The sequence below is a fragment of the Streptomyces viridochromogenes DSM 40736 genome (assembly GCF_000158955.1).
Taxonomy (GTDB): Bacteria; Actinomycetota; Actinomycetes; order Streptomycetales; family Streptomycetaceae; genus Streptomyces; species Streptomyces venetus.
Genome location: NZ_GG657757.1, coordinates 6,610,008 through 6,632,192, shown reverse-complemented (window position 1 = coordinate 6,632,192; position 22,185 = coordinate 6,610,008). Strand labels below are relative to the sequence as shown.

Genomic DNA, 22,185 nt, shown 5'->3' with positions numbered 1-22,185 from the left:
GTGACGTCACCGGATGCGGCCGGTGTTCAGCGAGTCAGTGCGTCGCTGGTGAGGTCCACCGGCCAGTCGAGCACGCGCGTCTTGGAACAGTCTGACGAAATCAGGGGCGATGCGGTCCGGCTTCTCGTAATGCCGTCCATGGCGCCGCTCGTATTCTGCGAACCAGACGTCGTCGGCGTGCAGGAAGAGTATGTCGTGCAAAGCCATGTTTCGTACCGCGAACAGCGGTATCGGCGACCTGTTGACGGGGAATCCGCTGTTGCGCGCTGCGGGCTCTTCGCAGGTCGGGTGGAACTGCCCCAGCATGAAACCCCTGGCTACGACGCGGTCCTTGGTGAGTTCGTGCGCCTTGTCGATCAACCAGTAGGCATCGCGGGGCAGATCCGGCACCGCTACGAGCAGCGAGTGGAGGTTGGAGTTCCGCGAGTCCCACTCGTGGGTGGCGAAATATTCAACCGCGTTGTCGACGGTGTCCACCATGTGCGAGAGGCCGAACTCCGGTCGCCATTCCGCGGTATAGAGCACGAGACAGCCGGCTCTCCGTGAGGGCTCGACGAACGGACACACAGGACCGCTGCGACCGAGCTCCGCATGGGGCTTGGTTATGTAGCCCGTCAGCCAGTCATCAATCAGCTTGGCTATCTCTGCGGCTGGTTCTGTCAGCCTAACATCAATGTCCGGCACTGTATCGCTTTCAAGTCGTGTAGGGCGGTCCGGGTCCTCCTGTGGGGGACTTCCCGTAAAGGTGCTCAACAGGCAAAAGGAGGGGCGGCGCGCGCTTGCGTGAGGTCGCAGGGTTCGCCGCTTCATGGACCTGGTCTGGTTTCCGTGCAATGACCCAGGACCACGTTCCACGGTTTCCGATAGGTGGCCGCAGTTCAGGTATGACTTTGCCAGATGTCGCCCATGGGGAATAGCTCCGTTATGACCGACGGCGGCCATGGCCACCTACGGACACAATGGCGCCTCGGCGCCGTTTCGGGATGCCGGGACCGCAATTGACCAAGTGATGAACTGCTCAGTAACCTCTGGCGGATGACCGCCCCGGCCCCCAAACGGCGACGGGCTCCGAAGATGAGCCCGCAGCTGCGCCGCCAGATGATCGTCCGATCCACCCTCGCACTGATCGCGGAGCACGGCCTGGCAGTGACCACTCGTCAGGTAGCCCGCGCCGCCGGCATCAACGAAGCGACGATCTTTCAGGTCTTCGCCGACAAGCACGAGTTGCTCAACGCCTGCATGGCCGAGGCCGCGCGCTGCGACGATGTCCTGCGCGAGCTTGCCGACATTCCTTTGGGCGCCTCAGTGACAGCGCGTCTCCTCGCGGCTGCCGGAGCGCTGGAGACGTACCTGATGCGCATGGGTACGGTGGTCGCTTACCTGGAGGCGGTAGGGCACACCAGGGCGCGGCGCGAGTCCACCGCCTCCACCGCTGGAATGCGGGAGGTCCGCGAGGCCGTCGAGTCCGTCGTCGCCTCCCTGGCGGCCCTGCTGGCCCCCGAGGAGGGCTCCCTGCGGCTGCCCCCACTTCAGATAGCCCAGGCCTACTTCGATCTGCTGTTCGCCCGCTCCCGGGAACTCGACCGCCCGCTGTGCGACTCGCAACTGCCGGACCTCGTGCAGCTGCTCGTTCACGGCGCTCTCGTCGCCGGTTCGCCCCGTCGATGACATGCGACGCCGGTCCGGCAGGGCCGAACCATGGGTTGCCTCAGCGACGCAGATCACCAACTGCGTGCCTTCATGGAGCCTGCGGCCCTGGGTAATGTCAGCCCCAGAACCCAAAGTTACCGCTTAGTAGATCTCGAACTCTCGCTCTCGCAGGCCCGAGGAGCCCTCATGCAACTCACCGCGATCATCGTGTCGCTGGTGCTCGCCATGGTCGGTGTCGCACTGTTCGGCCGAGCCATCGCGCAAATCTACCGCTTCGTGAAACTCGGCCAGCCGGTCCCCGCCGGACTGCGGACCAACGATCCGGTCGCGCGGACGCTCACCGTGGTCCGGGAGTTCCTCGGCCACACCCGAATGAACCGGTGGGGGATCATCGGCATCGCCCACTGGTTCGTCGCCGTCGCCTTCTTCAGCCTGCTTTTCACGCTCGCCAACGCCTTCGGGCAGCTCTTCCAGGCCGATTGGATGTTGCCGGTCATCGGCGGGTGGCTGCCGTACGAGCTGATGGTCGAGCTGTTCGGCGCGACGATGACCCTGGGCATCCTCACCCTCATCGTGATCCGGCTGCTCAACCTGCCCTCTCGGGCCGGTCGCAAGTCCCGGTTCGCCGGCTCCAAGGCCTGGCAGGCGTACTTCGTCGAGTACGTCATCCTCACCATCGGCCTGGCCATCCTCACCCTGCGCGGCCTGGAGGGGGTGCTGCACCACGTCGAGGCCTACGAGCCGGCGTACTTCGCGTCGTATCCCCTCGTGTTGGCCTTCAAGGGGCTGAGTACCAGTGCCCTGCAGAACCTCGTCTACCTGACGGCCGTGATCAAGATCAGCGCATCCTTCATCTGGATGATCGTCGTCTCGCTCAACACGAACATGGGTGTCGCCTGGCACCGTTTCCTGGCCTTCCCGAACATCTGGTTCAAGCGCGAGGCGAGCGGCGGGACCGCGCTGGGCGCCCTGCAGCCGATGACGTCCGGCGGCAAGCCGATCGACTTCACCGACCCGGGCGAGGACGACGTCTTCGGCGTCTCCCAGGTCGAGCAGTACTCGTGGAAGGGCCTGCTGGACTTCTCCACCTGCACCGAGTGCGGCCGCTGCCAGTCGCAGTGCCCCGCCTGGAACACGGGCAAGCCCCTCTCCCCCAAGCTGCTGATCATGTCCCTGCGGGACCACGCCCACGCCAAGGCGCCGTACCTGCTGGCCGGCGGCGGCAAGACCATGGAGGGCGAGGAGAAGGCCTCCGAGGAGCAGCTGAAGGACGTCCCCGCCGCGGCTCTGGCCGAGGCCGAGCGCCCCCTGGTCGGCACGCTGGAGGAGAACGGCGTCATCGACCCGGACGTCCTGTGGTCCTGCACCACCTGCGGCGCCTGCGTCGAGCAGTGCCCGGTGGACATCGAGCACGTCGACCACATCGTCGACATGCGCCGCTACCAGGTCATGATCGAGTCCGCGTTCCCGTCCGAGGCGGGCACGATGCTCAAGAACCTGGAGAAGAAGGGCAACCCCTGGGGCCTGGCGAAGAAGCAGCGCCTGGAGTGGCTCAAGGAGGTCGACTTCGAGGTCCCCGTCGTCGGCAAGGACATCGAGGACCTCACCGAGGTCGAGTACCTGTACTGGGTCGGCTGCGCCGGCGCCCTGGAGGACCGCGCCAAGAAGACCACCAAGGCCTTCGCCGAACTCCTCCACATCGCGGGCGTCAAGTTCGCCATCATGGGCGGCGACGAGAAGTGCACCGGTGACTCCGCCCGCCGCCTCGGCAACGAGCCCCTCTTCCAGGAGCTCGGCATGGAGAACGTCATGGCGCTGAACATGGCGTTCGGCGAGGAGACGGACGAGGAGGGCAAGGTCGTTCCCGAGACGGCGAAGCCCAAGTCGGCCAAGAAGATCGTCGCGACCTGCCCGCACTGCCTCAACACGCTCGGCAACGAGTACCCGCAGCTCGGCGGCGACTACGAGGTCATCCACCACACCCAGCTGCTCCAGCACCTGGTGGACGAGGGCAAGCTCATCCCGGTCACGCCGGTCGAGGGCATCATCACGTACCACGACCCCTGCTACCTGGGCCGCCACAACAAGATCTACACACCGCCGCGCGAGATCATCGCCGCCGTCCCGGGCATCCGCAACGAGGAGATGCACCGCCACAAGGAGCGCGGCTTCTGCTGCGGCGCCGGTGGTGCGCGCATGTGGATGGAGGAGCGGATCGGCAAGCGCATCAACAACGAGCGCGTCGACGAGGCCCTCTCGGTCAACCCCGACATCGTCTCCACCGCCTGCCCCTTCTGCCTCGTCATGCTGACCGACTCGGTCAACGGCAAGAAGAACGACGGCAAGGCCAAGGAGTCCATCCAGGTCGTCGACGTGGCACAACTCCTGCTGGACTCGGTCAAGACCACCCCCACCGACGAACCCGAAGGCGGCGACGGCCAAACAGCCGCCCAGCCCCAACCACAACCGGTCAAGTGAGCCGGTGACCTAAACCCGCAAGGACAGCCGTAACGGCCGGGACCGCACCACACGGTCCCGGCCGTCGCCGTATCCACAGCCGTAAGCCTCTCGCTGCCCGTACACGCCGAGCTGCCCCAACAAGCGCCTGACGGGGGCCGCCGTGTGGCCGAGAGCGCGGCCGAGACCGTGGAGCATCCTCCGAGTCCGCGGAGCCGAACCGCGGGCGGCCCAGGCGGCGACCAGGGACAGCCTCAGCAGTCGGTGGGGCCGGCTGGTTAACCCGAGCGGGAGCGCTGCGCTTACGGTCGGGTGCCGTCGATGCGCTCGAGGAGCGTTCGCGCTTCGACGGTGCGGCTGTGGTCCGGGCCGAAGGAGGCCAGGCAGGCATCATGAGCGGCTGAAGCCTTGCGACGGGCATCGGGAGCGCGGCGCAACCCCAAGAGGGCATTGGCAAAGGCCAGTTCGACGGCGCCCGTATCTGGATTGCGCTGGTCATCGGGCAGAGCGCGGTACAGCTTTTCGGCGCCCTGTGCCTCGGTGAGGGCCTCTTCGTGGCGGGCCTGGCCGTTGAGGCTGCGAGCCAGGCCGAGTCGCAGGACGACGGACGCCCGGTCACGTACGCGGTGGGCGGCCAGGGCCTCGCGGGCGAGTGCTTCGGCCTCCTGGTGGCGCCCCTGCGCATTGAGGGCGAAGACCAGCCCATTGCGGGCGGCCGCTGCCAGGAATGGCATCTCCGGGCCGGTACCGCGGCCCGCGGCCTCGGCGACGGCCGCGCATTCTGCCTCACACTCGGTGTACTGGCCGAGCGAGGTCATCTGCTGGGCGCGGTCCGAGCGCAGCTTCAGGGTCAGCCAGTGATCGGCTCCAAATATCCTGCTGAAGGCAGGCAGCGCTTCGTCGTAGGTGGCGAGTGCCTCGGCGTGGCGGCCTTGGGCGCCCGTCGCGAGCGCGGCGATGTTCAGCGCCACGGCTGCGTACTCGTCGTCGCGTGGCCGCGATCGGGCCACGGCGCGGGCTTTGGCCTCCGCCTCGGCATAACGCCCGGCTTCGTAGAGGGCTTTGGCCTCCACCACAGGCGTCCCCGCCATTCGTTGGGCATCGCTTCGGCCACGCCGTCGTAAGAATCTCATGACCGGGAGCATACGGATGCTGCGCAGGCTGCTCGGCGAAGATGCAAGGAGGGTGAAGGCGATGCCATGCTGGGTGCCGCGGCTGCGTAATCGTCGGCGAAGGTGGTCAAAGTCGTAGCCCTTGTCGCCGCGGAGTTTGGCGGGACGCCGCCGGCGCGGTCCGCGGCGGGAGCCTTGGAGCTGCCGCCTTCGCGATGGAGGCGCGGCCGACAGCCCGCGGCCCTGCAGTCGATCGAAGCCACCGCAGACACGCCTGTGCCTCAGACCCTTGCCAGTACCTGACGCTCCATCAGAGCGAGCGTCACAGGAGCGTCAGGGCTGCCCTGGGCGGCTCCGGCCACGCACGGGGGCACCACACGCCCGTCGCCCCAACAGTGATCGAAACCGCAGGTCAGGAGGTTCCGACCGACCTGCGATGTGCTCCACCTCGCGCACTTCGGGAAACAGGTCGAGCACATCGGCCACACCCGAGAAACCCGAGAAAACAGCAGGTCAGAGCCCCTTGGTAGCGGGCTCCAAAATCGCCACACACTCCACATGATGCGTCATCGGAAACAGATCGAACGCCCGAAGCGTCCGCACCCGGTATCCCCCGTCCCGGAAGTACCCCAAGTCCCGTGCCAGCGCGGCCGGATCGCACGCCACGTACGCGATCCGCCGGGCCCTCAGCGACGTCAGATGCTCCACCGTCTTCCGGCCCGCCCCCGCCCGCGGCGGGTCGAGCACGATCAGGTCGACCTCCGTGATGCCCGTGCGCGGCAGCACGCTCTCGACCTTGCCCTGTTCGATGCGCACGCGGTCGAACTCGGCGAGGTTGTGCCGCGCGTCCTCCACCGCCCGCTTGCCGGACTCGATGCCGAGGACCGCGCCCTGGTCGCCGACCCGGTCGGCGAGGGCGCCTGCGAAGAGGCCGACGCCGCAGTAGAGGTCGAGGGCCATGTCGCCCTTGCGGGGCAGCAGGCCCTGCATGACCGCCGTCACCAGGGTGTCCGCCGACTTCGGGTGGACCTGCCAGAAGCCGCCGCCTCCGACCCGGTGGGTGCGGCCGTCCGCGCGCTCGCGGACGAAGGGGCGGCCGTGGACGCGGTGGACGCCGCCGGAGCGCTCGTCCACGCGCAGGACCGACACCGGGCGGTCCAGCTCGACCAGCGGGAGGCGCGCGCCCGGCTTCGGCGTCAGGACCACCTGGCGGTCCTGTGAACCCGTCGCCGCGATCGCCTCGACGGAGTCCATGCCGGTCCAGACCCGCTTCTCGATGCCGAGTTCGCTGACGCCCTCCGCGGCGATCATGCAGTGGTCGATCGGCTCCACCTCGTGCGAGCGGTGCCGGCGCAGGCCCGCGCGGCCGTCGGCCGTGACCGCGTACTGGACGCGGGTACGCCACGCGGGGACCTGGCCCGCGGGCACCTTGTCGCCCTCGGCGGGCAGCACCGTGCCGTCCCAGCCGGCCTCCTCGGGCGTGAGCCCGGCGAGGCGCTGGAGCTGCTCGGCGATGACGTCGGCCTTCAGGCGGCGCTGCGCGCCCGGCTTGGCGTGCTGCCAGTCGCAGCCGCCGCAGCGGCCGGGGCCGGCGAACGGGCACGGCACGTCGATGCGGTCCTTGGAGGCGTCGAGCACCTTCACCGCATCCGCGCGCAGGAACCGCGCGCCCTCCTCGCCCTCGGTCACCCGGGCCACGACCCGCTCACCGGGCAGCGCGTGCCGGACGAACAGCACCTGGCCCTCAAAGGTGCGGGCGATGCAGTGACCACCGTGGGCGACGGGGCCTACCTCGACCTCGTACTCCTCCCCCACCAGCGACTTCCTCGGTTCTGCCTGCATGGCGGGGTGACTCCAAAACGCGTGAGGGGGACGGGCCGAACGGAAACGGCCGGACAACAGCCCACCAGTCTACGTGGGTGCCGCCCGGCCGTTTCACACGAGCCGTCGCCTCTTCACACGAGCCGCCGCCTCAGGGCTTCGGCTCCGAGGACTCCTTCGGACGCTCCTGCGCCGGACCACGCCGTACCGCACCGGGGGCGTTCCAGTCCTGCTGCCTGCGGGCCCGCCGCTTGGCCGCCTCGGAGGACTGGAGCTGGTACGGCACCGAGGTCACCATGATCCCCGGGGTGAACAGCAGTCGGCCCTTGAGTCGCAGGGCGCTCTGGTTGTGCAGCAGGTGCTCGTACCAGTGGCCGACGACGTACTCGGGGATGATCACGGACACGGCGTCCCGTGGCGACTCCTTGCGCAGTCCCTTGACGTACTCGATGATCGGCCGCGTGATCTCGCGGTAGGGCGAGTCGAGGACCTTCAGCGGCACGTCGATGCCGCGCCGCTCCCACTCCTCGCGCAGGGCCTTGGTCTCCGCCGGGTCGACGTTGACGCTCAGCGCCTCCAGCGAGTCCGAGCGCATCAGCTTGGCGTAGGCCAGGGCGCGCAGCGTCGGGCGGTGGATCTTGGAGATCAGCACGACGGAGTGGATCCGGGAGGGCCGCACGCTGTCGTCGCTCGGGCCCTCGGGGGCGGCGATCTCATCGGCGACCCGGTCGTAGTGCTTACGGATGGCCGTCATCGTCGCGTAGAAGATCACCATGCCGAGCAGGGCGACCCACGCGCCGTGCGTGAACTTGGTGAGCAGGACGACGACCAGCACGAGGCCGGTGAAGAAGGCGCCGAAGGCGTTGATGGCGCGCGAGCGGACCATGTGGCGGCGCTTGGCCGGGTCCGTCTCGGTGGCCAGGTGGCGGTTCCAGTGCCGGACCATGCCGGTCTGGCTGAGCGTGAAGGACACGAACACGCCGACAATGTAGAGCTGGATCAGGCGGGTGGAGTCGGCGCCGTAGATCCCGACCAGCAGCCCGGCGGCGCCCGCGAGGAGCACGATGCCGTTGGAGAAGGCCAGCCGGTCGCCGCGAGTGTGCAGCTGGCGCGGCAGGTAGCGGTCCTGGGCGAGGATCGAGCCGAGCAGCGGGAAGCCGTTGTAGGCGGTGTTGGCGGCGAGGAACAGCACCAGCGCGGTGGCCGCGGCCAGGATGATGAACAGGAAGCTGCCCTTGCCGAAGACGGCCTCGGCGACCTGGGAGATCACCGGGTTCTGGACGTAGCCCGGGCCGAGCGGGACGCCGTTGTGGACGAGGTCCTTGGCCGGGTTCTCGGCCATGCGGACGTCGGTCGCGGCGGCCAGCGCGATGATGCCGCAGAACATGGTGACGGCCAGCAGGCCCATCATCGCGAGGGTGGTCGCGGCGTTCTTCGACTTGGGCTTGCGGAAGGCCGGGACGCCGTTGGAGATGGCCTCGACGCCGGTGAGGGCGGCGCAGCCGGAGGAGAAGGCGCGCAGCAGCAGGAAGACCAGGGCGAAGCCGGCCAGCCCCTGGTGTTCGGGCTTGATGACGTAGTCCGCAGTCGGTGCCCGCATGCTGTCGTCCAGGACGAGTCCGCGGAAGGCCCCCCAGGCGATCATGGTGAAGACGCCGGCGACGAAGATGTACGTCGGGATCGCGAAGAGCGTGCCCGACTCGCGCACACCGCGCAGGTTCATCAGCGTCAGCAGCACGATCACGCCGATCGCGCAGGCCACCTTGTTCTCGACGACGAACGGAATCGCGGAGCCGAGGTTCTCGATGCCGGAGGAGATCGACACGGCGACGGTGAGGACGTAGTCGACGAGCAGCGCGCTCGCGACCGTCAGGCCCGCCTTGGGCCCGAGGTTGACGTTCGCCACCTCGTAGTCGCCGCCGCCGCTGGGATAGGCGTGCACGTTCTGCCGGTACGAGGCCACCACAGTGAACATCAGCACGACGACCGCGACGGCGATCCAGGGGCTGAAGTGGTACGCCGTCACACCCGCGATCGACAGGACCAGCAGGACCTCGCCGGGCGCGTACGCCACGGAGGACAACGGGTCGGAGGCGAAGACGGGGAGTGCGATGCGCTTCGGCAGGAGCGTTTCACCCAGCCGGTCACTGCGCAGTGCGCGCCCGATCAGGATCCGTTTGGGCACGTCGGTCAGTTTGGACACAACAGAGGATCGTAAGCGTTCGATTGCGGGCTCGACCACCCGCCACCCCTCATCGGTGTCCCGTCTGCTCTCCGAGTGAATTCAGAGGCCGCTGCGGCTGCGGATTCCGCAGGTCACCCGCTTCTCATGCCTATATGACTAAGCCCTGTCCGTCTCCCGGCCGTTGCCGCCCCCAGGAGGTCCCATGCACCCGACCGCAGAACTGATCGGCGCCGCGGCCACCCTCATCGCCCTCGGGTTCCTGACCGCGGCGAGCATCCGCAGCATCAGCCGCCGCAAAGGCGTCTCCCCGGGCGCCCGCTAGCCGGTTCGCTCCCAGGACCCCTCCAGCTCCGCCACCCGGGCCTCCAGCTCCTCCCGCCCGATGCCGCCGGTCCGGGTCGACGGGATCGTGCAGGCGTACGCCCCCGCCACCGCCCCGAAGCGGGCGCAGCGGTGGGCCGGCTCGGCGTTCAGCCAGGCGTGCAGGAACGCGGCCGCGAAGGCGTCGCCCGCGCCGTTGGAGTCGACCACCGGCCCCGGCGGCGGGGCGGCGGGTACGTGGGTCAGGTCGCCGTCGGCCAGCAGGTACGCCCCGGCCGCACCGGCGGTGGCCACGACCGCCCGGGCACGGCCCCGCTCGGCGATCCGCCGCATGGTCCGCTCCGGGTCGGCCAGTGCCGTGCTGGAGAGGAAGACCAGGTCGGCCTGGTGGGCGAAGGGCTCGTGGTAGGGGTTGGACCCGTCCCAGTCGTGCAGGTCGGTCGAGATCGTGACGCCTGCCTCGCGCAGCAGGGGCAGCGCCTGGGCGCACGGCTGGGTGATGACGACGTGGGCGTGCCGGCTGAGGGCGGCCAGCTCGCTTACCGTGGCCTCGGGCAGCCGGTCCGTGTCGGCGGCGCGTGTGGCGTCGTACAGGGACAGCCGTCTGCCGTCGGGGCCGACGAGGTTGACCGCGCGTTTGGTGCCGAGCGGCTGCGGGACGGCGGTGAGGGCGATGCCGTGGTCGCGGTGCAGGGCGCGGACCAGGTCGCCCTCGGGGTCGTCGCCCAGCATGTCGAGGTGGTGGGTGCGCAGCCCCAGTGCGCTGGTCCCGAGGGCGACGAAGTCGCCGCTCTGGCCCGCCCGCGTCACGATCCCGGGCCGGATCATGTGGCTGTCCGCGAGCGGCACGGGCAGCTCGGGCACGTGCACGATCGTGTCCACGCCCGCGCCGCCCAGGACGAGAACGTCGATCTCGGTACTCATGGCGTGTTCCTCCCCCCGGGGACGCCCAGGCAGGGCCCTCGGCAACCCCCGCGACTTTGCCGATACGTTGGAGTCGGGCAGTCGAACGCGGCACCGGCCCCCGAGGGGCATCATGGCCTGTTTCCACCGGCATGATGGTGCATGGCGGCCCGCACCCAGGCCGCGACGTGGTACCCGGCGAGCCGAAAGAGAGACATGAGCACGACAGCCATGAGGGCCAGAGGGCCTGCAGGAAGCACGGTGTGACGCGATGCATATTGTCATCATGGGTTGCGGAAGGGTGGGGTCCGCCCTGGCCCAGAACCTGGAGCAACAGGGCCACACGGTCGCCGTGGTGGACCAGGACCCGACCGCCTTCCGCCGCCTGGGGTCGTCCTTCGGCGGTCGCCGGGTGACGGGGGTCGGCTTCGACCAGGACACCCTGCGTGAGGCGGGCATCGAGGAGGCCGGCGCCTTCGCCGCCGTCTCCAGCGGTGACAACTCCAACATCATCGCCGCGCGCGTGGCCCGCGAGATGTTCGGCATCGAGAACGTCGCCGCCCGCATCTACGACCCCCGCCGCGCCGAGGTCTACCAGCGCCTGGGCATCCCGACCGTCGCGACCGTCCGCTGGACGGCCGACCAGATGCTGCGCCGTCTGCTCCCCTCCGGTGCCGAGCCGCTGTGGCGCGACCCGACCGGTGGTGTCCAGCTCGCCGAGGTGCACACCTCCACCGCGTGGGTCGGCCACAAGATCAGCCGGATCCAGGAGGAGACCGGAGTACGCGTGGCGTTCCTGACCCGGCTCGGCGAGGCGGTCCTGCCCACCTCGCAGACGGTGTTGCAGGAGGGCGACCTGGTGCACGTGATGATGCGCACCGACGAGGTCGACACGGTCGAGGCGGCGTTCGCCAAGGGTCCCGAAGAGGAGGGCGGTCACTGATGAGGGTCGCCATTGCCGGAGCCGGCGCGGTCGGCCGCTCGATCGCGGGCGAGCTGCTGGAGAACGGTCACGAGGTCCTGCTCATCGACAAGGCGCCGACCGCCATCTCGGTCGAACGCGTCCCGCAGGCCGAGTGGCTGCTCGCCGACGCCTGCGAGATCACGTCCCTGGACGAGGCGGCGCTCCAGCGCTGCAACGTCGTCATCGCCGCGACCGGCGACGACAAGGTGAACCTGGTCGTCTCGCTCCTCGCGAAGACGGAGTACGGCGTTCCGCGTGTGGTCGCCCGGGTGAACAACCCGAAGAACGAGTGGCTGTTCAACGAGTCCTGGGGCGTGGACGTCGCCGTCTCCACGCCGCGTCTGATGTCGGCCCTGGTCGAGGAGGCGGTGAGCGTCGGCGACCTGGTGCGCCTGCTCCGCTTCAGCCACGGCGACGCCAACCTGGTCGAGCTGACCCTGCCGGAGGAGTCGGCCCTGGCCGGCACACAGGTCGGCGATGTCGAGTGGCCGCAGGACACGTCCCTGGTCACGATCATCCGCGGCACCCGCGTGCTGACGCCCTCCCGGGAGGACTCCCTGGAGGCCGGAGACGAACTCCTCTTCGTGGCCGCGCAGGCGCGTGAGGAGCAGCTGGAGGACCTGCTGTCGGTCCGCCGGAACAACGCGGCGAGCTGAGAGCGGGGATCCCTGCGGGGAGCATGCGGAGGGGCGTCCTGAGTACTCAGGACGCCCCCTCCGCTCTGCATCCGGGGGCTAAGCCCCCTGCGGGACCTACTCGGCGGACCGGGCCGCAGCCTCCCGTTCCCGCTCCTCCGCCGCCTTCTCCTCGGCCTCCATCTCCGCGAACACGTCGATGGGCGCGGGCGCCTTCGCCAGGAATACCCACGTCAGCCACACGGCGAGCAGGAACGGCGGGATCTTCAGGGCGATCAGGACCCACCCGAGCTGTGTGGTGTCGGCCCACCAGTACAGCGGGAAGAGGATCGCGCACTTGGCGAGCAGGATCGCGCCCCAGGCGTAACTGGCCTTCGCGTACGCCTTCTTGCGGCCCGGGTTCCGGGTGCGCCAGGAGAGGTTCTCCTTGAAGACAGGGCCGAGGATCAACCCGATCAGCGGGACACCGCACAGGGTGGTGATGATGTACGCCAGGGCCAGGCCCAGCGTGTACAGCATGCCGGGCAGATAGAAGTCCTTGGCGTTGCCGGTCATCATCGCGAAGACGACACCGAAAGCCACACCGAAGACGCCGCTGAAGGCGTGCTTGACGGTGTCCTTCGTCACCAGCCTGACCACGACCAGCACCAGCGACACGGCCAGCGCCGCGATCGCCGACAGGTGCAGATCCTTGTTGATCGTGTAGATGGTGACGAAGAGCAGGCCGGGCAGCACCGTCTCGATCATGCCCCGCATGCCGCCGAACGCCTCGAAGAGGGCGGCCTCGGTGACCGCCCGGGCATCGTCCGCAGATGTCTCTTCGGTCGGCTTGTCGAGCGACGTCACCGGCTACTCCCGTCCGAGGGGTCTCAGTTCGTACTTGGGATTGAACAACACACGGCGGCCCCGGCTCATCGAGACCCGGCCCGATGCGATCAGTTTGCGCCCCGGCTCTATCCCCACGATGGAGCGCCTGCCGAGCCACACCACGTCCAGCGCGGCGGAGCCGTCGAACAGCTCGGCCTCCAGGGCCGGGACTCCGGCGCGCGGCCGCAGGGTGACCGTGCGCAAGGTACCAGTTACCGTCACTATCTGCCGGTCCTGGCAGTCGCCGATCCGGATACAGCCGGTGGTCTCGGTGTCCTCGCGCAGCTCCTCGGACTCCAGGTCCTCCTGCGACGAGGAGAGCCGGTCGAGCATGCGCCGGAACCGCCCCGCCGACTTCTGCGAACGAGGAACAGCACTCATGTCTGAAGCGTACCGGGGCCCGCCGACAACTCCGTAACCTCGCAGCGCGCGCCCTACTTCTCGAAGCGATAGCCCATCCCCGGCTCGGTGATGAAGTGCTTCGGATGTGAGGGATCCGCCTCCAGCTTCCGCCGCAGCTGTGCCATGTACACGCGCAGATAGTTCGTCTCCGTCCCGTACGACGGCCCCCACACCTCCTGGAGCAGCTGCTTCTGCCCGACGAGGCGCCCGCCGCCTCGCACGAGGACCTCCAGCAGGTGCCACTCGGTGGGCGTCAGCCGTACGTCCTTCCCGGCGCGGACGACCTTCTTCGCGGCCAGGTCGACGGTGAACTCGTCGGTCTCCACCACCACGTCGTCCTCACCGCCCCCGGCCGGCTCGGCCCGGCGCACGGCGGCCCTGAGCCGGGCGAGCAGCTCGTCCATGCCGAACGGCTTGGTGACGTAGTCGTCGGCGCCCGCGTCCAGCGCCTCGACCTTCTCGTCGGAGGAGTGCCGCGCGGAGAGCACCAGGATCGGCACCCGGGTCCAGCCGCGCAGGCCCCTGATCACGTCGACGCCGTCCATGTCGGGCAGGCCCAGGTCGAGGACGACCACGTCGGGCTGGCGGGCGGCGGCGAGCTTGAGGGCCGTGGCGCCGTCGTGGGCGGCGTCGACCTCGTACTTGCGTGCCTTGAGGTTGATCACGAGGGCGCGCACGATCTGCGGCTCGTCGTCGACCACGAGCACACGGGTCATGAGGCCTGCCTTTCTGGTTCCGCTGGGTGGAAAGGCTCCGGGCGCGTTTGCGCCGCGCGGAGCGTGAGGACCATGGTGAGCCCGCCGCCGGGCGTGTCCTCGGCGTCGAGCGTGCCGCTCATGGCCTCCGCGAAGCCGCGGGCCACCGCGAGCCCGAGGCCCACTCCGGCGCCGCGCGGGGCGTCGCCGTAGCGCTGGAAGGGCTCGAATATGCGGTCCTTGGCCTCGTCGGGGACGCCCGGCCCCCGGTCGACCACCCGCACCTCGACCCGGTCGGCGAGCGCGCTGGCGGCTACCAGCACGGGCGGGCCGGACGGACTGTACTTGACGGCGTTCTCGACGAGGTTGGCCATCGCCCGCTCCAGCAGCCCGGGGTCCACCCGGACCATCGGCAGGGTCTCCGGGACGTCCAGGTCGACGCTGCCCTCGGGCACGCCGCCGAGCGCCATCGGCACCACCTCGTCGAGGTCGATCTCGCGGATCAGCGGGGTGACCGTACCGGTCTGGAGCCGCGACATGTCGAGGAGGTTCCCGACGAGGTGGTCGAGGCGGTCGGCGCCCTCCTCGATGCCCTCCAGCAGCTCCGCCCGGTCCTCGTCCGACCACTCGACGTCCTCGGAGCGCAGGGAGGACACGGCCGCCTTGATCCCGGCGAGCGGGGTGCGCAGATCATGGCTGACGGCGGCCAGCAGCGCCGTACGGATGCGGTTGCCCTCGGCGAGGGCGCGGGCCCGGTCGGCCTCCTCCTGGAGCCGGCGGCGGTCCAGGACGACTGCGGCCTGGGCGGCGAAGGCGGCCAGCACCCTGCGGTCCTCTGCGGGCAGGACGCGGCCGGTCAGGGCCAGCGCCATGTGGTCACCGACCGGGCACGTCCACGTCCGCCTGGTCGGGCCGCTCGACGGGGCGCCCCTGGCCGACGCGGCCGGCGCAGGTCCACGGCGCGACGTCGCTCGCCCTCTCCAGCAGGGCCGCCGACTCCATGCCGAACGTCTCCCGGACCCGTTCCAGCAGGTCCTCCAGGCCCGTCTCGCCCCGCAGCACACTGCCGGCGAGGAAGGACAGGATCTCGGACTCGGCCCGCAGCCGGGCCGCCTGGTGGGTGCGGCGGGCGGCGAGGTCCACCACGGAGGCCACCGCCGCGCCGACGGCCACGAAGATCACGATGGCGACGATGTTCTTCGGGTCGGCGATGGTCCACCGGTGCACGGGCGGTGTGTAGTAGTAGTTCAGCAGCAGGGACCCCACCGCCGCCGAGGCCAGCGCCGGGAACAGCCCGCCGAGCAGGGCGGCCGCCACCGTCAGTGCCAGGAAGAGCAGCATGTCGTTGGCGAGGCCGAGGTCGACGGCGCTGAGCAGCGCCGCGAGAGCCGGCGGGCCGGCGACGCCGACCAGCCAGCCCCACACCCGCCGGGACCGTCCGAGGCGCGTGTCGCGGGCGACCGGCAGCCCGCGGCCCTTGGCGACCTCCTCGTGGGTGACGATGTGCACGTCGAGGTCGGGCCCGGACTCCCGGGCGACCGTCGCCCCGACACCGGGTCCGAAGACGTACTGCCAGGCCTTGCGGCGCGAGGAGCCCAGCACGATCTGGGTGGCGTTCACACCGCGGGCGAAGTCGAGCAGGGCGGCCGGTATGTCGTCGCCGACGACGTGGTGGAAGGTGCCGCCGAGGTCCTCGACCAGGGTCCGCTGCACGGCCAGTTCCTTGGGCGAGGCCGAGGTCAGTCCGTCGCTGCGGGAGATGTAGACGGCCAGCACCTCGCCGCCGGCGCCCTTCTCGGCCAGTCGCGCGCCCCGGCGGATCAGCGTCCGGCCCTCCGGGCCGCCGGTCAGCCCGACCACGATCCGCTCGCGCGAGCCCCAGATCGCCGACACCCGGTGTTCGCTGCGGTACTGGGTGAGGTAGGCGTCGACGCGGTCGGCCACCCACAGCAGCGCCAGCTCGCGCAGGGCGGTCAGGTTGCCGGGCCGGAAGTAGTTCGACAGGGCCGCGTCGACCTTGTCGGGCAGGTAGATGTTGCCGTGCGCCATCCGCCGTCGCAGTGCCTCCGGCGACATGTCCACCAGTTCGACCTGGTCGGCACGCCGTACCACCTCGTCGGGGACGGTCTCCTGCTGTCGTACCCCGGTGATCGACTCGACGACGTCGCCCAGCGACTCCAGGTGCTGGATGTTGACGGTCGAGATCACGTCGACGCCGGCGGCCAGCAGCTCCTCCACGTCCTGCCAGCGCTTGGCGTTGCGGGATCCGGGGATGTTCGTGTGGGCGAGTTCGTCGACCAGGGCGACGTGCGGGCGGCGGGCGAGGACGGCGTCGAGGTCCATCTCGGGGAAGACACCGCCGCGGTACTCCAGCCGTTTGCGCGTGACCTGCTCCAGACCGTGGAGCAGCACCTCGGTGCGCGGCCGGTCGTGGTGTTCGACGAAGGCCACCACGCAGTCCGTGCCCCGTTCGACGCGGCGGTGCGCCTCGGAGAGCATCGCGTACGTCTTTCCGACGCCCGGTGCCGCACCGAGGTAGATCCGAAGCTTGCCGCGTCCCATGGCCTCATTGTCTTCCGGTCTGCCGTCCGCGCAGCGTCGACCCTACGACCGGCGGTTACGGCAGACGGGTGCCAGGCGCGGCAGTGGGACCGTCTTTGACGGAACCCTGACGCGCCCGGCCGCTCAGAGGCTCACGCGGGATTGTCGCCGTGGGTGAGGGTCTCCCAGGCGACGAAGAGGTTGTTGCTGCCGGCGGGGCGGCCCCGCAGGGTCAGCGTCTCGGTGTTGGTCATGGCGTGTCCGAGACGGTTGGCCAGGGCGTTGTGGCCCACCTCGGAGACCGGTCCGAGCCCGAGCTTGAGGGAGCCGCCGCACAGCCAGCCGGGGACGGCCGCGCCCAGCTGGTACTTGGCGTGGAGGCCGAGCCCGTGCCGCAGTCGCTCGCCCACGTCGGTGCCGTAGAGGTCCTGTCCCTGGATGCGGCTGGTCTCGGCCACGTGGGAGATGGCCGAGAGGCCGTAGCCGGTGTGGGTGAAGTCCCGGCAGGTCTCCTGGCTGAGCCCGCCCACGAAGGTCGACTGCCCCTGCCAGTACTTGACGATCTTGTCCCTGGTGTCGAGGTGCTGGCTCGGCACGGTCTTCGGCAGGTCGCCGTCGGAGTCCAGGTAGACGTAGGCGGCCGTACGCGTGCGGAACCTCGCCATGGCCTTGTCGTACGACGCCTTGTCCTCCAGGAAGACGGAGATGCCGACGGCGGCCTCCGTCATCGACAGCTCCCAGTTCCCGTTGGAGTTCGAGCCGTTGATGATCTCGGGCAGGTAGACGGTGCGGAGCATGGTGGCGAAGCGGCCGGAGCCCGCCCAGTTCCCGTTGTACGTGTACTTGATGATCTCGGCTGCCTTGGGCCAGGAGGAGCCGGCCCAGCCGGTCTGCAGGGGCGCGTTGCTGTTGGTGTGGTCCTTGATGACGGCAGACCAGGCGTCCATCAGCTCGATCGCCTTGCGGGCGTGCCGTTCGTCGCGGGTGACGTACCAGGCGAGGGCCTGGGTGTAGGCGGCGATCGCGTCCTCGCGTTCGTCGGTGCAGCCGTGGTTGGGGTTGGAGTACGAACCGCACTCGACGACGGCCCGGGGCCTGGGCGTGCGGTTCAGGTCGGCGTACTCGCTCTCCATCATCCGGTCGAAGGCGCCCTTCCAGGGCTGGGCACCGGAGCCGACCTTGGAGCGGGCGAAGTCGAGCTGCGCCGCGGAGACGGTGACACCGGGGTGGACGAAGGTGCCGGGGGCGCTGGGAGCGGCGTCGGCGGGCCAGGCGAGGGCACCGGCGACGAGGGCGGCCGCGGCCGCGAATAATGCGGTTCTGCGCATGACGTGAAGGCCTTTCGTTCTCGTACGTGAACGTAAAGCGCCTTTATGAACAGACGCGTGGGACGCAGACGGTAGGTACAGACCAATAACCCGTCAAGGCTCCACGCATGAGAAAGGGCCGCACCCCTGGGGGATGCGGCCCTGATGTCACTGACGAACGCTCAGCGGACCTCGGTGATCTCGGGTCCGCGCTGGAGCTGGCCCATTCCGCCGGCGAAACGGGAGCCCTCCTCCTGCTGGACGCCCTCGGGGACCATCTGTGCGTCGTTCGGCAGCTTCAGGACGATCGGGTCGCGGGGCGCCATCGGGCCCTCGCCGCGGACCACGACCGTGTCCCGGAAGATCTGCTCGAGCAGCCCGGCGGCCTGCGGCTGCACCGCGCCCTGGCCCGAGATGACCCCGCGCAGGAACCAGCGGGGGCCGTCCACACCGACGAACCGTACGACCTGGAAGCCGCCGGTACCGTCCGGCAGCTGCACCGGCACCTGGGCGCGCAGCTCCCAGCCCAGCGGCCCCTCGACCTCGTCGACGATGCCGCCCTGCTGGGTGATGCCGGTGCCGATCTCCTCGCGCACCTCGCCCCAGATGCCCTCGCGCTTGGGTGCGGCGAAGCCCTGGAGCTGGATCGCGCTGTCCTGCAGCACGACCGTCGCCGCCACGATCGCGTCGCCCGCCACCTCGACGCGCAACTCCATGCCGTCGACGCCCGGCACGAACAGACCACCCAGGTCGACCCTGCCCTCGGCCGGGTCGTGGACCTCGGAGCTGTCCCAGGGCCCGTCGGGCCGCGGCGCCGGCTCGAGCCTCAGACGCTCGCCCTGGCCGCCTGCCTCACTGTCGACACCGTCGACGACCTGCTCGGCCTCGCCGGCCGCGTCCTCGGCGGCATCCCTCTTCTTGCGACGTCCGAACACGTCACTGTCCTTCCCGGTCGGATACGACCGAAGCGTATCGATTCCCACCCGCCTGACCGCCCAGGGCGGCCTGACCGCTTGTGCCGCTCGTCCCGTCCACCACGGCGTGGCCTCCGGTGGACCCGAAGCCCCCCTCGGCCCGCGCGGAGTCGGGAAGCTCCGCCACCTCCTGGAAGCGGACCCTCTCGACCTGCTGGACTACCAGTTGGGCAATCCGGTCGAAGCGCTCGAACCGCACAGCCTCGCGCGGGTCGAGATTCACCACGATCACCTTGATCTCCCCACGGTACCCGGCATCAACCGTCCCCGGGGCATTCACCAGGGCGACGCCGCAGCGGGCGGCAAGACCGGAACGCGGGTGCACGAAGGCCGCGTACCCCTCGGGCAGCGCCACAGACACTCCCGTGGGCAGCACGGCCCGCTCGCCGGGCGCCAGTTGGCACGCCTCGGTGGTGCGCAGATCGGCTCCCGCGTCACCGGGGTGCGCGTAGGAGGGAAGCGGGACGTCGGGGTCGACGCGCCGGATCAGCACGTCCACCGGCTGACGGCTCACGGGGCTGGTGGGAGTCATGGGGTCTTCCGGGCTCACGGTGCTCGTGGGGGTCTTGGGAGTCGCGGGAGTCGCGGGAGTCGTGAGGTTCTTCGGGTCGTTCGTGGCGGCCGTGGAGCTCAAGCGGCCTTCCGGACTCACGGGTTCACCTCGAAGGCGCGGGCGCGCCGGAGCTGATCGGGGTCGCTCATGGCGGCCTGGATCTCCTCCTGGCGGCCGTGGTCGACGAAGTGGTCGACCTTCACCTCGACGAAGAGCGCGTCGGCGCGGAGGGCGACGGGCCCGTCCGGGCCGCCGACCCGTCCGGTGGCGGTCGAGAAGATCTTCCGCCCGGCCACCGCCGTCACCTCGGCCTCCAGGTACAGCGTGGTACCCACGGGCACGGGCCGGACGAAGTCGGTCTCGAGCCGTCCGGTCACGGCGATCGTGCGCAGCAGCCAGTTCAGCGAGCCGAGGGTCTCGTCCAGGGCCGTGGCGAGCACTCCGCCGTGCGCGAGGCCCGGAGCGCCCTGGTGGGCGGGCTGCACGGTGAACTCGGCGGTGAGTGATACGCCCTCGCCCGCACGTGCCTCCAGATGCAGCCCGTGCGGCTGGTCGCCGCCACAGCCGAAACACTGGCCGTAGTGCGCACCGAGGAGCTCACCGGGCGCGGGAGCGTCCGGATGTCGCACCGGTTGCACGGCGTCGGCCGGCGGCTGAAGAGCTGCGGAAGTACGACTCACAGCCGGAGACCTTACCCGCGCGTCGGCCCGTTCCGGACACCGTGTCAAGCTTGGCTCCATGCAGCTCTCCGCCGCCCCTTACGAAGAACGGCTCACCGCTCCCCGGTCCTGGTGGCTGATCTCGTTCCTCGTCGGGGTCTCCATGGCCTTGATCCTGCTCCCCTTCGGCACGCTGCCGATGCTCGGCGGGCTGGCCGGCGGCACCGCGGTCGCGGCCGTCGCCGCGAGTTCGTACGGCTCGATCCGCATCCGTGTGGTCGGCGATTCCCTGATCGCGGGCGAGGCCAAGATCCCGGTGGCGGCACTGGGCGACGCGGAGGTGCTGGACGCCGAGGAGGCCCGCGCCTGGCGCACCCACAAGGCCGACCCGCGCGCCTTCCTGCTGCTGCGCGCCTACATCCCCACGGCTCTGCGCGTGAAGGTCACGGACCCGGAGGACCCGACTCCGTACCTGTACCTGTCCACCCGCGAGCCGGAGCGTCTGGCGGAGGCGCTGAGGGCGGCGAAGGCCGCGTAGCACATGTGCGCGGGGCGTCACCCGGCATCCGGCGTCCCTCGGGCGGCGGCCGGGCTCAGCGGCCGTCGTCCCGCTTGCCGCGTCTGCTGTCTCGCCCGCCGCGCTCACTGTCCCGCTTGCCGCGGTCGTGGCGGCCCAGGGGGTCGTGCGTGATCTCGCCCATCTCCAGGGCGTCCGCGGGGCGTTCCAGGGCGGGAAGGGCCTCGAGGGCCTCCCAGGGCACCTGAATCCTTCGCAGGTCCTCGCGGATCCGGGTGGCGAGCTTTCTGGTCTCGCTGCGGTTCATGGCCGCTCCGACGGCGGCGCCCACCAGGAAGGGGATCAGATTCGGCATGTTGCGGACCATCCGCTTCGTGATCCGCTGGCGCAGTTCGCGCTTCATGCGGCTGTTCAGCGCGACGCTCACGGTCGACGGCTTGGTCGCGTCGATCCCGCGCTCCCCCGACCAGGAGTCGAGGTACGCGGTGCTGCGCTGCTTGAGGTTGCCGGGCGGCCGTAGGCCGTAGACCTCGTGGAGCTCGGCGATCAGCTTCAGCTCGATCGCGGCGACGCCGGTGACCTCGGCGGCGAGTTCCGTCGGCATCGCGGGCGGCACGGGGAGCATCGCCGCCGCGCCGACACCGGCTCCGACCGTCGCGGTCGCCGCCGCCGCGCCCGCGACGAGTTTGTCCGCGAGCTCTTCCGGACCCAGGTCCGGGAACTGCCTGCGGAGGGTCGCCAGGTCCCGTACGGGGACCCGCGGGGCCAGTTCGATGATCCGGTCGGCGAGGTGCGCGAGCGTGGCCCGGGCCCGTACCGAGCCCTTGCGGGCGCCTTCTCTGGCCCGTTCCCGGAACGTCCCCGCCGTCCGCCTCTCGACGGGTGCGGGGACGTCCACGGACGCCGGGAGGTCAGCCCGGTCCGCTGCCGGTTCGAGCGAGGCCGCCCCCGTACCGGTGGAGCCTCGCTCGTTGTCACGCGCGCCTTGCCACGGGCCGTCCGTCGGCCCTTCGTCCGCTTTCCGCTTGGAGAAGCGGCGCTTCCAGGGAGGGGTCGAGCCAGTCACGGCCGACCCGTCCTCAGTCGCAGTCGCGGCAGATCGGCTGACCGTTCTTCTCCCGGGCCAGCTGGCTGCGGTGGTGCACCAGGAAGCAGCTCATGCAGGTGAACTCGTCCTGCTGCTTCGGGAGCACCCGGACGGCGAGCTCCTCGTTCGAGAGATCGGCGCCGGGCAGTTCGAGGCCTTCGGCGGCCTCGAACTCGTCGACGTCCACTGCGGAGGCCGACTTGTCGTTCCTGCGGGCCTTCAGCTCTTCGAGGCTGTCCGAGTCAACGTCGTCGTCGGTCTTGCGTGGAGTGTCGTAATCGGTTGCCATTGTCGCTCTCCCCCTCTGGGTGTCTGTGGTGTCTCCAGCGCACGTAACGCGTGAGAGGCCGGACTTGTGCCCGACCTGAGGCGGAGATTTTGCCTCACATCAAGGTCTGTTACTCAATCGACACCCAACCGGACCCCTCACGAGTGATCGGCTTGGATGGCGATGGGGACCGTACACGGTCCGAATGTCGCACACCAAAGGCGTCTCACCGTGTACTTCCCGTGATCAAGACCCCCGAAAACCGGG

The 22,185-nt window shown here is 69.8% G+C and carries 19 protein-coding genes and 1 pseudogene; 5 read left to right on the top strand and 15 right to left on the bottom strand.

What is annotated here, in order from left to right:
- Positions 1 to 6: 6 nt before the first annotated feature.
- Positions 7 to 810 (bottom strand): DUF6875 domain-containing protein, encoded by an 804-nt coding sequence (locus tag SSQG_RS43765; RefSeq protein WP_338117291.1) that lies wholly within the window; start codon positions 808 to 810, stop codon positions 7 to 9.
- 225 nt (positions 811 to 1,035) lie between these two features.
- On the opposite strand from SSQG_RS43765, the gene SSQG_RS29240 reads away from it, so the two are divergent.
- Positions 1,036 to 1,668, top strand: a complete 633-nt coding sequence (locus SSQG_RS29240) for a TetR/AcrR family transcriptional regulator (protein WP_039933842.1) — start codon at positions 1,036 to 1,038, stop codon at positions 1,666 to 1,668.
- Between the two features lie 168 nt (positions 1,669 to 1,836).
- Positions 1,837 to 4,128, top strand: a complete 2,292-nt coding sequence (locus SSQG_RS29235) for a 4Fe-4S dicluster domain-containing protein (RefSeq protein WP_003993527.1) — start codon at positions 1,837 to 1,839, stop codon at positions 4,126 to 4,128.
- Positions 4,129 to 4,409: 281 nt separating this feature from the next.
- Here the strand turns inward: SSQG_RS29235 and SSQG_RS29230 are convergent, their stop codons facing one another.
- The 4 genes from SSQG_RS29230 to SSQG_RS29215 all read right to left on the bottom strand — a co-directional run bounded on the left by SSQG_RS29230 (position 4,410) and on the right by SSQG_RS29215 (position 10,470).
- Positions 4,410 to 5,198, bottom strand: a complete 789-nt coding sequence (locus SSQG_RS29230; protein WP_003993526.1) for a tetratricopeptide repeat protein — start codon at positions 5,196 to 5,198, stop codon at positions 4,410 to 4,412.
- 534 nt (positions 5,199 to 5,732) lie between these two features.
- Positions 5,733 to 7,061 carry a class I SAM-dependent RNA methyltransferase gene (locus SSQG_RS29225; protein ID WP_003993525.1) on the bottom strand — a complete coding sequence of 443 codons (1,329 nt, stop codon included), beginning with the start codon at positions 7,059 to 7,061 and terminating at the stop codon, positions 5,733 to 5,735.
- Between the two features lie 130 nt (positions 7,062 to 7,191).
- Positions 7,192 to 9,243, bottom strand: a complete 2,052-nt coding sequence (locus tag SSQG_RS29220; RefSeq protein WP_003993524.1) for an APC family permease — start codon at positions 9,241 to 9,243, stop codon at positions 7,192 to 7,194.
- 300 nt (positions 9,244 to 9,543) lie between these two features.
- Complete coding sequence (locus tag SSQG_RS29215) at positions 9,544 to 10,470, bottom strand: PfkB family carbohydrate kinase (RefSeq protein ID WP_003993523.1); 927 nt, start codon at positions 10,468 to 10,470, stop codon at positions 9,544 to 9,546.
- Positions 10,471 to 10,720: 250 nt separating this feature from the next.
- On the opposite strand from SSQG_RS29215, the gene SSQG_RS29210 reads away from it, so the two are divergent.
- Positions 10,721 to 11,392 carry a potassium channel family protein gene (locus tag SSQG_RS29210; RefSeq protein WP_003993522.1) on the top strand — a complete coding sequence of 224 codons (672 nt, stop codon included), beginning with the start codon at positions 10,721 to 10,723 and terminating at the stop codon, positions 11,390 to 11,392.
- A complete protein-coding gene (locus SSQG_RS29205; RefSeq protein WP_003993521.1) occupies positions 11,392 to 12,069 on the top strand; it encodes a potassium channel family protein in 678 nt (225 codons plus the stop codon). The genes SSQG_RS29210 and SSQG_RS29205 overlap by 1 nt, the downstream gene beginning before the upstream one ends.
- Before the next feature lie 96 nt (positions 12,070 to 12,165).
- On the opposite strand, the gene SSQG_RS29200 is transcribed toward SSQG_RS29205, so the two are convergent.
- From SSQG_RS29200 to SSQG_RS29165, 8 genes and pseudogenes are all read right to left on the bottom strand, one after another.
- Positions 12,166 to 12,894, bottom strand: a complete 729-nt coding sequence (locus SSQG_RS29200) for a DUF3159 domain-containing protein (protein ID WP_003993520.1) — start codon at positions 12,892 to 12,894, stop codon at positions 12,166 to 12,168.
- 3 nt (positions 12,895 to 12,897) lie between these two features.
- Positions 12,898 to 13,296 (bottom strand): OB-fold nucleic acid binding domain-containing protein, encoded by a 399-nt coding sequence (locus SSQG_RS29195; RefSeq protein ID WP_078506940.1) that lies wholly within the window; start codon positions 13,294 to 13,296, stop codon positions 12,898 to 12,900.
- 53 nt (positions 13,297 to 13,349) lie between these two features.
- Positions 13,350 to 14,033 carry a response regulator gene (locus SSQG_RS29190; protein WP_003993518.1) on the bottom strand — a complete coding sequence of 228 codons (684 nt, stop codon included), beginning with the start codon at positions 14,031 to 14,033 and terminating at the stop codon, positions 13,350 to 13,352.
- A pseudogene (locus tag SSQG_RS29185) lies at positions 14,030 to 16,574 on the bottom strand (ATP-binding protein). Before SSQG_RS29185 ends, SSQG_RS29190 begins: the two are co-directional and overlap by 4 nt.
- A gap of 131 nt (positions 16,575 to 16,705) precedes the next feature.
- Positions 16,706 to 17,881 (bottom strand): alginate lyase family protein, encoded by a 1,176-nt coding sequence (locus SSQG_RS29180; RefSeq protein WP_003993516.1) that lies wholly within the window; start codon positions 17,879 to 17,881, stop codon positions 16,706 to 16,708.
- A gap of 161 nt (positions 17,882 to 18,042) precedes the next feature.
- Positions 18,043 to 18,795: a DUF3710 domain-containing protein gene (locus tag SSQG_RS29175; protein ID WP_003993515.1), complete on the bottom strand. Its 753-nt coding sequence runs from the start codon at positions 18,793 to 18,795 to the stop codon at positions 18,043 to 18,045.
- Between the two features lies 1 nt (position 18,796).
- Positions 18,797 to 19,366, bottom strand: coding sequence for a dUTP diphosphatase (gene dut, locus SSQG_RS29170; RefSeq protein WP_039933840.1), 570 nt, complete (start codon positions 19,364 to 19,366; stop codon positions 18,797 to 18,799).
- A 116-nt stretch (positions 19,367 to 19,482) separates the two neighbouring features.
- Positions 19,483 to 20,067: a PaaI family thioesterase gene (locus SSQG_RS29165; protein WP_003993513.1), complete on the bottom strand. Its 585-nt coding sequence runs from the start codon at positions 20,065 to 20,067 to the stop codon at positions 19,483 to 19,485.
- A gap of 58 nt (positions 20,068 to 20,125) precedes the next feature.
- On the opposite strand from SSQG_RS29165, the gene SSQG_RS29160 reads away from it, so the two are divergent.
- Entirely contained in the window at positions 20,126 to 20,584 is a 459-nt protein-coding gene (locus tag SSQG_RS29160) for a DUF3093 domain-containing protein (RefSeq protein ID WP_003993512.1), read from the top strand.
- A gap of 55 nt (positions 20,585 to 20,639) precedes the next feature.
- On the opposite strand, the gene SSQG_RS29155 is transcribed toward SSQG_RS29160, so the two are convergent.
- Both SSQG_RS29155 and SSQG_RS29150 read right to left on the bottom strand, forming a co-directional pair.
- The gene (locus tag SSQG_RS29155) at positions 20,640 to 21,629 is read right to left on the bottom strand and encodes a hypothetical protein (protein ID WP_003993511.1); all 990 of its coding nucleotides are present in this window, start codon (positions 21,627 to 21,629) and stop codon (positions 20,640 to 20,642) included.
- Positions 21,630 to 21,642: 13 nt separating this feature from the next.
- On the bottom strand, positions 21,643 to 21,939 hold the full coding sequence (locus SSQG_RS29150) for a DUF4193 domain-containing protein (protein ID WP_003993510.1): 297 nt from the start codon (positions 21,937 to 21,939) through the stop codon (positions 21,643 to 21,645).
- Positions 21,940 to 22,185 lie beyond the last annotated feature (246 nt).

Excerpts from the sequence above, each read along its gene's own strand:
- SSQG_RS43765 (WP_338117291.1), bottom strand. The coding sequence starts at position 810 with ATGAAGCGGCGAACCCTGCGACCTCACGCAAGCGCGCGCCGCCCCTCC.
- SSQG_RS29240 (WP_039933842.1), top strand. The coding sequence starts at position 1,036 with ATGACCGCCCCGGCCCCCAAACGGCGACGGGCTCCGAAGATGAGCCCG.
- SSQG_RS29235 (WP_003993527.1), top strand. The coding sequence starts at position 1,837 with ATGCAACTCACCGCGATCATCGTGTCGCTGGTGCTCGCCATGGTCGGT.
- SSQG_RS29230 (WP_003993526.1), bottom strand. The coding sequence starts at position 5,198 with ATGGCGGGGACGCCTGTGGTGGAGGCCAAAGCCCTCTACGAAGCCGGG.
- SSQG_RS29225 (WP_003993525.1), bottom strand. The coding sequence starts at position 7,061 with ATGCAGGCAGAACCGAGGAAGTCGCTGGTGGGGGAGGAGTACGAGGTC.
- SSQG_RS29215 (WP_003993523.1), bottom strand. The coding sequence starts at position 10,470 with ATGAGTACCGAGATCGACGTTCTCGTCCTGGGCGGCGCGGGCGTGGAC.
- SSQG_RS29210 (WP_003993522.1), top strand. The coding sequence starts at position 10,721 with ATGCATATTGTCATCATGGGTTGCGGAAGGGTGGGGTCCGCCCTGGCC.
- SSQG_RS29205 (WP_003993521.1), top strand. The coding sequence starts at position 11,392 with ATGAGGGTCGCCATTGCCGGAGCCGGCGCGGTCGGCCGCTCGATCGCG.
- SSQG_RS29195 (WP_078506940.1), bottom strand. The coding sequence starts at position 13,296 with ATGAGTGCTGTTCCTCGTTCGCAGAAGTCGGCGGGGCGGTTCCGGCGC.
- SSQG_RS29190 (WP_003993518.1), bottom strand. The coding sequence starts at position 14,033 with ATGACCCGTGTGCTCGTGGTCGACGACGAGCCGCAGATCGTGCGCGCC.
- SSQG_RS29180 (WP_003993516.1), bottom strand. The coding sequence starts at position 17,881 with ATGCGCAGAACCGCATTATTCGCGGCCGCGGCCGCCCTCGTCGCCGGT.
- dut (WP_039933840.1), bottom strand. The coding sequence starts at position 19,366 with ATGACTCCCACCAGCCCCGTGAGCCGTCAGCCGGTGGACGTGCTGATC.
- SSQG_RS29160 (WP_003993512.1), top strand. The coding sequence starts at position 20,126 with ATGCAGCTCTCCGCCGCCCCTTACGAAGAACGGCTCACCGCTCCCCGG.
- SSQG_RS29150 (WP_003993510.1), bottom strand. The coding sequence starts at position 21,939 with ATGGCAACCGATTACGACACTCCACGCAAGACCGACGACGACGTTGAC.